This is a genomic window from Burkholderia theae, from assembly GCF_048565265.1.
In the GTDB taxonomy this organism is placed as follows: Bacteria; Pseudomonadota; Gammaproteobacteria; order Burkholderiales; family Burkholderiaceae; genus Burkholderia; species Burkholderia theae.
In genome coordinates this window covers 1,296,032-1,308,743 of the sequence record NZ_CP183461.1, presented here as the reverse complement: position 1 = coordinate 1,308,743, position 12,712 = coordinate 1,296,032, and the positions used below count along the sequence as shown (strand labels likewise).

Genomic DNA, 12,712 nt, shown 5'->3' with positions numbered 1-12,712 from the left:
TCTTTACGCGGTCTGATCCCTACTCCATCTCGGCGCGCGCGGCCGCTCAGGGGACGATCCAGCCCCCGTCGGCGGAGAGTTTCAGGCGATCCGGCCCGGCGAAGCGGACGATATAGCCGCCCTTCGACGCGAAGCGCTGCCCGGGCGCGAGCGTCAGGCGCGGGTAGTAGCCGGTCAGGATGCGGCGCTCGAGCATGTCCTGGATGCGCTCGACGAGATACTCGCGCACGAACGCATCGACCAGATGGCTGAGCGTCTCGGCGAGCAGGCCGCATGCGAGATACGTGTCCGCCTGCACCTGCGGCGCGACCATCGGAATCTGCCGGATCGAGAACCAGCCGAACGCATAGTCGACGCGCACGCGCCGCCCTTCGGGCAGGTCGAACGGATAGGCGATACGCGTCACGCCGCGCCAGCTCGTCGGCAGCGGCGTATTGTCGAGCCCGCCGAGCAGCCCCGACATGAATACCGTGTCCGACGCGGGCGGCACGTGAGCAAGCGCCGCGAGGTCCGGTGGCCGCAGCCACAGCACGAGCACGTCGTCGCGCGGCAGCCGGCGCAATGCGCGCGCAACGCTGTCGCCGGATCCAAGCGCGCGATTCGACACGGCGATGCCGTGCGCCTTCAGCGCGGCAGCCAGCGCGCGTGCGCCGCGCTCGCCGTTGTCGCCACTGCGATAGACCTGCCAGACCGTCTTCACCGCTTGCGGCGGCGGCCGCGCACCGGCTTCGTCCAGGATGCGCTTCGCGATCAGGTCCGATTCGAGCAGCACGCCGCGCGAGAAGTACACGGAATAGAAATCGTGGTCGGTTTCGACCGGCACCTCGACGTTCGGAAACAGGCAGGGCACGGCCTCCGCCTCGCAGAAGTCGTGGACCGGCGCCCAGTTTCTGCCGCCGAGCCCCGACACCACGGCCAGCACCGGCTGCCGGGCGAGAAACTGCGTCAATTGCGCACGCCACGTATCCGGCGGCCCCTTCAGTTCCCACACATGCAGTTCCCAGTGGCGATTGACCATGAACATCATTCTTCGCGTGGAACGCAGCGGTGGCGTCGTGCCGAACGGAAACGTGTTCTTGTCCGCGAAGTAGTGCTGCAGGACGTCGAGCATGCCCGCCCGCTTCACCGGGTCCGCGTCCGGCGTGACGATCGTCGCGAAATGCAGCACCGTGTCCGTGACGCCCGACGGCTTGCGGCGATCGAGACGCTTCAGATAGCCGGTCAGCGCGGCCATGTCGGCATCGCCGAGCGCGTATTGCGGCATCAGGCTGCCGAGCGGCCTGCCTTCCGGGTCGACCCCGTCGCGCAAGGCGCGCGCGAGACGCTCTTCCGTGTACGGCTCGCGGTCGGTGCGCATGCCGGGTACGTACGGGATGTCGAGATCCTCGGCGGTTTGCTCGCGCGGATGCACCAGGTAGCGCCACGTGATCGGCGGGATGGTGTTGTTGCCCTCCTTCGAGCCCAGCCCGCTGCGCCGATGGCAATTGACGCAGGCGGCGGCGGCGCCTTGCAGGCGCACGCCGTCCTGATGCACGGCTTCGAGCGGTGCGCCCGAACCGAGGATGCCGCGCTGGAAGATCGCTTCTCCGGCATCCGCCGGCACGACGGGCGCCGCTGCGTCGTCGGCGAGCGCATGACCCGCGCTTGCGCACAACGCGGCCAGCAACACCCATCGCGCCAGCCGCCCGCGCGAGGCCGGCGGGCCCGCCGCCGCGAGGGCGCGCAGTCGCCCCCGGATGCCGCTCATGGCCGTGCCGTCGGCCAGCCGGCGCCCGGCGGTACCGGCGGCGCCTGCGACACGTGCGCATCGATCGACGCCGGACGGCGTCCGACCGGCGATGCGGGCCGGGCGAACAGCGCGTCGTCGAGCGGCGGATTCAGCGACACCTTGTCGATGATCAGTGTGTCCTTGGTCGGCGAGGCCGCCGTTCCGCTCTCGATCCTGAGCGGGATCTGCAGGCCGTCGATGCGCTTGAAGTTGCCGTAGTTCACCTCCACCGTGAGCGGGCCGCTCGGGCCGCGCACCTGGCGGTCGGCCTTCACGTCCAGGAACGTCCGCCCGTCGATCCACACATGCCGTACCGCGCCGGACGGCAACTTCACCGCAAGGCGGTACGCATCGTGCCCGCCGATCGGGTCGACGCCGTCCAGCGTCACGCCGATGCCCTTCGCATCGTGGTCGATCAGCGGACCGTCGATCACCTGCTCGTCGCGCGCGGCCATCAGCTCGCCCGGCGTGTACGACCGCAAGCCGGCGCTGCCGCTCGCGGCCTGCTTCCAGCCTTCGCGACCGTCGAACACGCGCACGGCCTTCTGGTTCATCACGGTGATCTCGAAGCGCGTCTTGTTCGGCCGCTTCATCGCGAGGATGAACGGCACGTCGCGCACGGGCGCGTTCGGGCTGTCCACATGGCCCGACCAGACCATCGTCTGGACCTTGCGCCACGCGTCGAGCCCGCCTCTCGCCGCGATATTCTTCTCGACGATCTGGTCCACGCCGAGGCCCTGCCCCGGCAACTGCTCGCACCCGCACAAGGCCGCCATCGCGCAGCCGGCGAGCACCCACGATCCGATCCGTCCCATGGTTGTCACCTCGTCCGGATCTCGGCCGGGTGACTCGGCGCCTTCGCGAAGGTGAGCGGCGGCTTGCCGAACATCGTGTCGTCGGCCGTCTCGTTGAGCGCGACATGCTCGATCGTGATCCGGTGCGTCTCCTTGACGCCGCTCACGACAGTCTCGAGCGTGTGCGGCATGACCAGACCGTTCTCCTTCCTGTAATCGCGATAGAAAACCGTGACGCCGTGCGTCTTGCCGTCCAGCACGCGCGACTCTCCATCGATCTTCAGTTCGAGAAAGCTCGACGCGTCGACCCACAGGCGCCGCGACGCGCCATCCTTCGACGTCAGCTTCAGCACATATGCGCGATGCCCTTCCACCTGCTCCGTGCCAAGCGCCTGGATCGTGGTGCCCTTGTTCGCGTAGTCGATCAGCGGACCGTCGAGTTCGGCGGATGACGCGGCGGACTTGAGTTGCGCCGGCGTATACGGCTCGACATCGTTGCGGCCGAGGTACGGCCTGACCAGCCAGCCCTGCGAGCCGTCGTACACCTGCAGCGCGGTTTGCTGCTCGAACTGGATTTCGAGCCGGCTCTTGTGCGGACGCTTCAACGTCAGCGTGAACGGCAGCCTGACGTTCTTCTTGCCGCCCGCGTCGAGCTGCCCCGTCATCCTGATCGACGACACCGCCCGCCACGCCTGCAGCCCGCCACGGGCCGCGATATTGCGCTCGGCGATCTGCGCCGCGTCCATATGCGACGCCGACGCCGCCTGCGCATTCCCCGCCGCCGAAGCCGCGGATGCGACCTGGCCGCAAGTCAAAAAGCCGGCGGCGCACGCCGCCGAAATCGACTTGAAAAGAAACCGGTTCATGACTGCTCTCCCCGCATGCAAGCCGCCTGTTGTCGATGCGCGGCGGCATGCGCATGGTTGTGATTACTCGACCACCAGCCCGTCGACATGCAGCGAATCGATCAGGATGCTGACCCGTTCACCGCGCTTGATCGGCCCTCCCTTGTTCGAAAACACCATCCAGTATTCGTGTCCGGTCTCCAGCTGACCGGTCTGCCGCAGCGCGCCGATCTGGTCCATCACCGGAATCACGAGCAACGCGTGGCTCGTTTCGCCGTACAGATAGACCGTCGCTTTCGTGTCGCCGAGCAGCCGCGCCTTCTCCGGATCGGTCACGCGGTAGCTGAAGCGGATCAGGTTGCCCGACGCGGTGCTGCGCACGTGCAGGTCGTCGATGCCCTTCGCCATCTGGTAATAGGCCTTCGCCTGCCGCGGCAGGCTCACCGGCAGGTAAGGCGAGTGCCGGCGGGCCGCCGGCTCGGCCGGCGCATCCTGCCCGGCCGCGGCCGGCTGAGGCCGGACCGCGGCGAGGCAGGCGCCGCACGCGAGCAGCAGCATCGATGCCGCACGGAAGGCCGCCGGCTTCATTGCAGCGCTCCCGCGAGCGGCGCGGGCGCCGCCGGTGCCGGGGTCGGCGCCGGGAGCCGCACCGGCGGCAGCGCACGCGTTTGCGCAGGCGTTTGCACCGGCGTCCGCGTGCACGCACGCAGCGGCGTCTGAGCCGGGTTCTGCAACAGCACGCCTGACGGCGGCCGCGCCAGCGCCGGAGACTGCGTCAATGCACCTGCCGGCAGCGGCCGCGCCGGCGGAGCCAGCCGCAGCGCGCCTGCCAGCGGCCGCCGCAGTGCCGGGGCGAGGATCGGCGGCAGCGGCACGCCGCCGTTGAACAGGCCCGGAATTCCGCCAACACCCGGGATTCCGCCAACACCCGGAATTCCGCCGATGCCCGGGATTCCGCCGATGCCCTTCGGGACAAGAGCGGCCAGGCCGGTCGGCTGGCTGCCCAGCGCCAGCGGATCGATCGGGGTGCCGCCACCGAGCAGGCCGCCGAGCAGGCCGGGCGTCACGTACTCGACAGCGCCGATGTCGTAGCCGTTGGCTTGCGGCCGCGGCGTGCCGAAGATGTCGTGATTCGGCGCGCCGGATGCCGTGGCCGCCCCGATCGCCGGCGACGTGCCCTTGATCGAGTAGTTGCCCATCATCACGTTGTAACCCGTGCTGCCCTGCGTGAGCGCCTCGTTGAACAGCGACAGCGGCCCGTACGACATGTTGATCCACTGGTTGCCTTCATCGGGCGTGGCCGTCGGCATCAGGCCGAACAGCGGGTTCGGCATCACCGCGTCGGCAATCCCGGGCGGCACCGCGAAGCCGTTTCCGCCGGCTTCCGGCGGCACCCGCGAGCCGTTGCAGTACTGGCCCACCGTCTGCGGATTCGCTGCCTTGTTGGTCGCGCCGTAACCCGCCGTGCTGGTCATGATCGAGTACTGCGGGTTCATCGTCAGTCCCGATTGATGATTGGCCGGCCCGGTGTCGCCGTACGCGCCGATGTCCCAATAGAACGGCGGGGTCGTGCCGCCCGTCACGCAGGTGCCTGTCGACAGCCCCTTCTGGTTCAGGACCGGGTTCAGCGTGACCGCGTTCTGCACCCCGGGGATGTTCGGGTTCGGCTGCGAACTCACCGAGATGTAGAACGAGCGGTTTTGCCAGAACACGTTGTTGGTCAGCACCGGGTTCGAGAACTTCATGCAGTTCGGCGAATTCGCGGGACAGGTGACCTGCCCCGTGAAACCCGCAGGCGGGACGAACGCTGCCATCAGGTTCTGCGTATGACCCGCCGTCTCCAGCCCGGCCGGCTGCTGCGTCGACGCCTCGATGAAGCTCGTGCACGTCGAGTCCGCGCTGTTCGGGCTGCTCGTGCATCCCGGCGGCGGCACGTTCGACTGCGACGCGGCCGGCGTATTGAAGAGCACGCCCGCCGACGCCGTCGCATCGTTCGAGATCACCGTGTTGTTGATGAAGTTCACGCGCACCGCATCCTGCAGCGACACGCCACCGCCCGACCAGCCGGCCACGTTGTTCGCGATGATGTTGTTGATCACGCGCACCTGGTACCAGTTGTTCGGGTTGCCGAGGCTGCGTTGCACGTCCGTGCCGTTGACGTTCTGCAGCCGAAGGCCGCCGCCCTTCCCGCTTTCCGCCGTATTGCCCATGATCAGGTTGCCGTCGATCACGAGATTCGGGCCGATGCCGTCGGACAGCTGCGGCGCGCAATCGACGTCGATGGTCGAGTTCTCGCAGAACGTGCCGTCGGGCGGCACGCCCTGCGCGATGATCCCGCCGCCATACGTCGGCAACGTCGGGTTGTTGCTCTGGTTGAACAACACCACGTTGTGCGACAGGTCGCCGTTGTAGCTGAACCCGAAGTGCGCCACGCCGCCGCCGTCACCACCGCTGATGTTGCCGCAGACCCAGTTGTAGTTGAAGCGGTAGTAGTCGGCGCCCGAGCACAGGGTCACGCCGCCGGCCGCCGATGGCGTGGTCGAGTTGATCTCGTCGCCATACGACGCGTTTCCTGTGACGGCGTTGTGGTGGACGTTGACGAACGTGTTGTACATGAACGGCAACTGCGTCACGCCGTCCGCGGCGATGGTGCCGTCCGGCACTTCCACCTGGCCGACCGTGATGCCGCCCGACAGCGTGCCGGCATTGCCGGTCACGCGATTGTTCGATACCTCCGTATAGTGGTTCCAGCCGTGCAGGAAGATCCCGCCGCCGCCCTGCGAGCTGTTGGTGAACGTGATCCCGTCGATGCGCGACGGATTGCACATGAAGTTGCTGTAGTTCGGGTTGTTCGGGTCCGTCGTGCAATCGTGCTTCGTGAGCAGCGTGCAGACGCCGTTCGCGCTGCAGTTCGCGCTCGTCTGCACGCCCTTGGCCAGCACCGTGATGCCCGCGCCTTCATACGCGCCCATCAGCGACGGCTCCATCAGCAGCTCGCCGAGATTGCCGTTTTGCGAGCTGTCCCAACCGACCGTCGGCTCGAACGGGATCGGATCCACGTGCCCCTGCATCTGCGTCGAGCATTGATAGGTGCCCGACGGATCGTACGGGTTGTTGGTCGGCGAAATCGGCTTCGTCGGGTCGTACGCGGCCGAAATCGTCCCACCGTCCAGCGACGTGCCGAACAGGCACGCGATCAGCCTGCGCCACGGATCAAGCTTGCCGGACGGATGCGTGTTCGCATTGACCGTCACCGACGCGGCACCGACGCCTTGCAGCCGCACCGGCTTCCACATCACCAGCATCTCGTTGTACGTGCCCGGGCCGACGACGATCATGTCGCCCGCGCTCGCATTGTTGATCGCGGTCTGCAGCGCATTGCTCGCGCCGTTCTCGCCGCTCACGTAGGTCGGCGCCTTGCCGCCGATCGTCACGGTGATCGCATCGATCGACCGCTTGCCGTTGCCGGCCGTGATCACGAGCTCGCCGCACTGCGTCGCGGCCGCGCCCATCTGCTGGATCGTGCAGGTCGACGGCACCGTCAGCGACGGAAGCGACGGAAGGCTCAGGTCGGGCGCGAGAACGACGATCTTCGAGTCGCTCCACGACACGACCGTCGCATTGACGCCCGCGATCGTGACCGTGCCGGTGCCCTGCGTACCGCCGAAGCCGTAGTGGCGCGTAATGAACTTCTGGTTGAACGGCGCCGTGCTCTGGTTCGGTCCCGTGTACGCATGATTCGGCACCTGCTGGTCGCCCAGCGCGTTGATCGTCAACTGCTTGCCGGGTGCGCTGACCCACGGGCCCGCACCGGCGCCGATCGTGTCGCCGGTCACGCTCGAGATCGCCGGCGTCGCATCCGGATACGCGCAGTCGGGCTGGTTGTAGCCGTCGGCGAAGGACTGCACCGGCACCACCGGCGTATCCATGTACTGCGTCTGTCCGGGCATGAACGGAATCTCGTAACAGAACTGGCTGTATGCCGGGTTGTACAGCGGGTCCGACATCGTCTTGCCGGGGTGCTGCGGATCGGGGATCGGGCCCGGATCGTTCATGCACGCGACCATCATCGTCGGCGCATAACCGGTCGGGTTCGGGGGATTCACTTCCCAGGTCGAGAACGTCAGTCCGTTGTAGATGCCCCATTGATCCGAGTAGGTGCGCGAGATTTCGTTGCCGGAAAAATCCTTGAACGAGATCGGCACGTTCGGCACCGCGAACTTTTCGCCGAACTGCGGCGAGTACGGATCGAACTCCGACGAGAAGTCGTCGAGCATGAAGCCCGTGTAGTGCGCGCTGACATGCGTCGAGCTGAAGATCCAGAACTTCGCGAGCACCGATTCCTCATCGGTGAGCATCACCTCCTTGCGATCGCAAAGATGCCGGGAAGCGCCCGCGAACGGTGCGACTTCCTTCGAGCCCGGGAACAGGCTCATGTAGTCCGGCACGATGCGCAATTCGCCGACGCACGGCCAGAACCGCTCGACGCTGCCGGTGTCGCCTTCGGCATGCGGCGTCGAACCGAGGTCCGTGGTCATGTTCTGCGGGTTGTTCTTGTTGTACGTCGAGTTCACCGCGGCCTGGTCGGGGAGGATGAAGATCGCGCCGATCCCGCCGAACTGCTGCGTCACCGGGGCGATGTAGTTGTCGCCGATCAGGATGTTCTTGTCTTCCTCCTTCACCAGTTCGTAGCCCGGCGGCACGATGATCTCGACCACGTACTTGCCGGCAGGCAGCATCGGCGTACCGTCGACGGGGTTCTTCCCGACGCAGATCGTGCAGTTCGACGCGACCGGCTTGCCGTTCGAATCCGTCGCCGTCACGCTCGGGAACTTGTACATCCCGTCATACGGTGCCGGCTGGATCTGGTTGAACACGTGCATGCCGTCGTAGCACTTGTACTGCGCGTTCGCGGGCAGCTGGCGATGTTGCGGATCGAGCCAGTTGGTGCTGTTCTTCAGCGTGAAGTAGAACGGGTCGTTCGGATCCTGGCCCGGGCAGTTCATGTTCGGCGTCGCGCCGTCCGCGCGGAAGCCCTGCGCCCAGTCGTCCCAGCTCGCCGTCTTGGTCGTATCGACCAGCGTCAGGTTGGTGGTGCCGTCCGTCGCCGTGCCCTCCTGGTACAGGTTCACCGTGACGTTCGGTACGTTGGGAGTCCACTTCGTGTGGATCAGCAGCGTCGGATCGTCGAACGGCCGCGTCGACGCATAGATCACCTCGCCGCGTATCCCGCCGTTCTCGCCCTTCCCGAACGGCGTCTTGCCGAACTCGATGAACGAGTTCTGGCCGGAGAAGCCCTGCCATGCCTCCGAGTTCACCCAGGGCGGATCGACCCGCCCGGTCGAGCCGCTGCCGGTCGACGCGCAGTCCGCGTCCGCGCAATACCGGGCGCCCGGCACCTGCAGGTTCGACGGCAGCGGCACGGTTTCGACCGTGTTCGCGAAGTTCGCGGCGATCGTCGAGTTCCCGCTGCCGGGCACGCCGGTGCGGTCGACCGGACCGCCCGCGTCATACACCACGTGCGTGCCGGACGATTTGTAGCGCGTCTGGTCGTCGTCGACCACATACCAGTTGAACAGCGGGAACACCTCGTTGAACGGCGCATAGCCGTTGGCGTCGGTCGAATTGAAGTTCGAGTAGCTGCCGTCGCGGAACCGCATGTTGACCGACGCCAGCGCGATGCCCGGGTCGTCCGGATGCGAGATGCCGTCGCCGTGCAGGTCGATGAAGGTCCGCGTATAGAGGTTCGTCTGCCACTGCAGCACCGACAGGTCGCCGATGTCGACCGTCGTGCTCCCGTTGGCCGCGGGCAGCTGGACCGCCTTGGCCAACCCGTCGACGATCTGGTCGTTCCATTGATCGAACACGGTGATGCGCGTCGTGCCGTTCGGCAGGCCGCTGATCGTGAACCGGCCCTGGTTATCGCATTTCGTGAAGCCGTAATCCTCGCCGTCCGGATCGCCGACGCTCACATAACATTGCGAGAACGCCAGCGAATCGTGCGACCCGCTGCTGTACAGGTTCTCGTTCGGCGGGCGGCCGTAGTGCAGGTTCGTCACGTGGCCCGTAATCGTGTTCGGACACGCGCCGGTGTCGCACAGCCCGGTCTTGGCCGCGTTGCTCCTGCGCGCGTTGATGATCTTCGGATTCGCGAAGCCGATCGACACGTGATAGCCAGCCGGCCCGAACTCCTGGAAGTACGCGGGCCCGCCGACCTTGACGAACGCGTCGTGCGCCTTCTGTCCGTCAAGCGTGTTGGTCTGCAGCCATTCCTCGCCGCGGCCGATCCGGTCGGCCGCCGGCGTCGCGACCACGCCGTAACGGCCCGGCATCAGGTTGGCGATGACGGCCTGGCCGACGAGCGGCGACAGCGTCTTGCCATCCGATTCGTATTTCGGGCAGGTCGGAATCATGCCGACCAGGCCGTCGGTCGCCGTCGTGATCGGGCACGCATTGAGCCCGGAAATCGGGTCGATGGTGCCCTGCAGCGAATTCGACAGCGGCATGTTGAACATGTCGTAGGTCATCTGCCCGGTCGGGTCGCCGGTGCCGCCGGCATCGTCCCAGAGCTTGACCTCGAATCCGCCGAGGCCCGGCTCGCGCGCGGTGCCGAATCCGTCGGACCCGCCGCTGACATCCACTTCGCCGTTCAGCGGCGCATCGTCCTCGAACACGAACACCGACAGCTTCGCGGTCTGGTACGGCGTTTCCGTCAGCAGCACGTTGAGCTGCCCGGCCTGTCCGGCGGCAGTCTGCCCCGCCTTCGCGGCGGCGACCTGCGCGGGCGAAATCGGCGCGCCGCCCATGCTGTGGCCGCACTTGCCGGTGCCCGGCGCGAAATCCGCGCCGCTCGGACCCGACGGGCAGTCGAGCGCGATGCTGAACGGCCGCGTGGTGTTGGGCGGCACGCCGCCGCCGTTCGTGAACGTGTTGCCGGCATCGCCGGGCAGGATCGACAGGTAGTAATGCTTGGTCGGATCGAGCGCCACGTACTTCGGATCGACCGGCGTCTGTTGCGACACGTTCGGGCCGGTGCGGCATACGCCGTTGCCGACGTCGCACACGGTCGCCACATGCGTGTTGGAGACCGGGTCGTACACGGTCTGCCCGGATTCGCATGCCACGGTGCCGACGCAGCCCGCCGCCACCACCGGCATGTAGCTCGTGTGGAAGTTCGTGCCGAGACTCGGGACCGGCAGCGGCGGACAGTTCGCCGGCCGCGACGTCGTCGAATTCACCTGGCAGGCCGGATCGATCTGCATCGTGCGGTCTTCCTCGATGATCCAGCGATAGTCGGTGAGCTTGACCGCCTTGTTCGGCGCGGTCGCGTCCGGCGCCATGCTCGGCGCATCCATCACGTTCACGACCAGCCCGCTGCCGGGATTGAAGGTCACGGTCACCGTCCCTGCATTCGCACTCTTCTGGTTCTGCGTATTGGTGACCTGGTACTGGAACGTCATCGTCTGCGCGGCCGCGCCGTTGCCGGCCAGCGGCGGCGTCGTCGGCACCGCGGTAAACGAGCCGTCCGGATTCAGCGTCACGGTGCCGTTCGTCGCGCTCGACGCGACGATTTGCGCGGTGAGCGGCAACCCGGCAGGATCGCTCGCGCTGGCGAGCACGCCGGGCGCGCCGACCTGAATCTGCGACGCGATGTTGCTCGCGAAGCTCGCATTGCCCGCGGTGGGAATCGACAGGCACTTGTTGCTCGTGGTGCAGGCGGTCAACGTCACCTTCGCCGTCACCGGCGGCGTGCCGTTGGTCGACTGATAGACGAAGCTGTCGTTCGTCGCGCTGCTCGACAGATAGGTGAACGTACCGTCCGTGTTCAGCGTGAGCGTGCCGCTCGCGGGCGGCGTCTGGACCTTCACGCCGTACACGCCGGAGTCGCTCGCGATCACGCCCTTGGCCGGATCCGACACGGTGAGCGTCGTGCCCGGCACGAAGTAGTAGTTCGCGCCTGCGGCGGTCGGCGTTTCGCCGATGCCGGCGGTCGCCGACGGTTCGGCGTTGTTGACCGCGATGTAGCCTTGCATCCCGCCATCGCGCTGATTGTTGGTCGACAGGCTCAACTCGCGGTCGTACACCGGCATCGCACCCGCGGCCGGCGCGTTCACCATCACGTCGTAGGTCTTGCCGGCCGCCATGAACACGGCGTTCTGGATGCGCGCGGCGCCGGGCAGCACGTTGCCGTCCTCGGCAATCAGCGCGAAGCCGGGAACAGACGGATTGCCCGTTTGCGCGCCGACCACGGCCGGAACGTGCATGCGCAACCCGGCGTTCACCAGGCGCACGAGCACCTGCCCGGTCGACGCCGGTACCGTCGCGCTCGGCGCAAAGGCCGACGCGTTCGGGTTGGTGCGATCGAAGGCCACGCCGTTGATCAGGTAATAGCGCGGATCGTAGTTCACCACCGGCGGATAGCAGGTGCCGAACGTGACCGACTTCGAGTCGCCGCACCCGCCGGGCTGACCCGACCACGCGGCGGTTTCGCTGAAGCCCTTGGTCGCGACGGCCGCGGCGACCGCGGCGTTCTGCACCGGATCGATCTCGCCCATCACGAGCGGTACGTCGGCGTCATAGCAGGACGTCGATGTCGGATAGGCCTGGTTCGTCGATGCGCACGTCGAACTGGGGACGCTCGGGCTCTTCACCACCAGCACCCCGTAGAGGCCCATCGGCCCCTGGATCGACGGGTGCGTGCCCGACTCGAGCAGATAGGTGCCGGGCTTGAGATTGGCCCAGGTGAGCGTCGTGTGCGATTTCGGATCGGTCGACGACGCCACCTCGGTTCCGAACGACTCGACGCGCGGCCCTTGCGCGGGCGGCACGAACGATGCCATCGGCGCGGTCGAGGTCGCCGTGACGATCGGCCAGGTCGTGGCAGTCTGCGTCGGATGGGCCGGGCTCGGCGTGGTCGTCGGCTTGTCGCCCAGGCCGCCGCCCAGCTGGCCGACGATGACGAGCGAGGTCGGTACGGGCGCCGGCAGGTTGTTCGTCAGGTTGATCTGCAACTGCCCTGCCTGCACGGTGATCACCACCGGCGACCAGTTCGCGCCGGCGGCCGGATTCGCCGCCGCGCAGGTGGCATTCGCGGCCGGCACCGTCGCGACGGCGGCCGGCGTGCAGCTGTAGCCCCACATCGGCACGGACTGCCCGTCCGGCATCAACGCCGTGGACGCCTTCGCCGTCAGATTGACGACCGCTTGCGCGAAACATGCTTCGCCTGCCGTCAGCAACATGGATGCCGCGACCCCCACCTTGAACAGATCAAGGAGCGTCGCCGTGAGCTTGGTGGATCTCATCGC

The 12,712-nt window shown here is 67.2% G+C and carries 5 protein-coding genes; all 5 read right to left on the bottom strand.

Features of this window, described 5'->3' with window-relative positions:
* Nucleotides 1-46: 46 nt before the first annotated feature.
* Nucleotides 47-1,747: a c-type cytochrome gene (locus tag ACN22W_RS06115; RefSeq protein ID WP_419686782.1), complete on the bottom strand. Its 1,701-nt coding sequence runs from the start codon at nt 1,745-1,747 to the stop codon at nt 47-49.
* Nucleotides 1,744-2,583 (bottom strand): hypothetical protein, encoded by an 840-nt coding sequence (locus ACN22W_RS06110; protein ID WP_419686780.1) that lies wholly within the window; start codon nt 2,581-2,583, stop codon nt 1,744-1,746. Before ACN22W_RS06110 ends, ACN22W_RS06115 begins: the two co-directional genes overlap by 4 nt.
* Nucleotides 2,584-2,588: 5 nt before the next feature.
* Nucleotides 2,589-3,428: an outer membrane lipoprotein-sorting protein gene (locus tag ACN22W_RS06105; protein WP_419686778.1), complete on the bottom strand. Its 840-nt coding sequence runs from the start codon at nt 3,426-3,428 to the stop codon at nt 2,589-2,591.
* A 63-nt stretch (nt 3,429-3,491) separates the two neighbouring features.
* A complete protein-coding gene (locus ACN22W_RS06100; RefSeq protein WP_048249436.1) occupies nt 3,492-3,995 on the bottom strand; it encodes a hypothetical protein in 504 nt (167 codons plus the stop codon).
* Nucleotides 3,992-12,709, bottom strand: coding sequence for a choice-of-anchor Q domain-containing protein (locus ACN22W_RS06095; protein WP_419686776.1), 8,718 nt, complete (start codon nt 12,707-12,709; stop codon nt 3,992-3,994). The genes ACN22W_RS06100 and ACN22W_RS06095 overlap by 4 nt, the downstream gene beginning before the upstream one ends.
* Between the last annotated feature and the right edge of the window lie 3 nt (nt 12,710-12,712).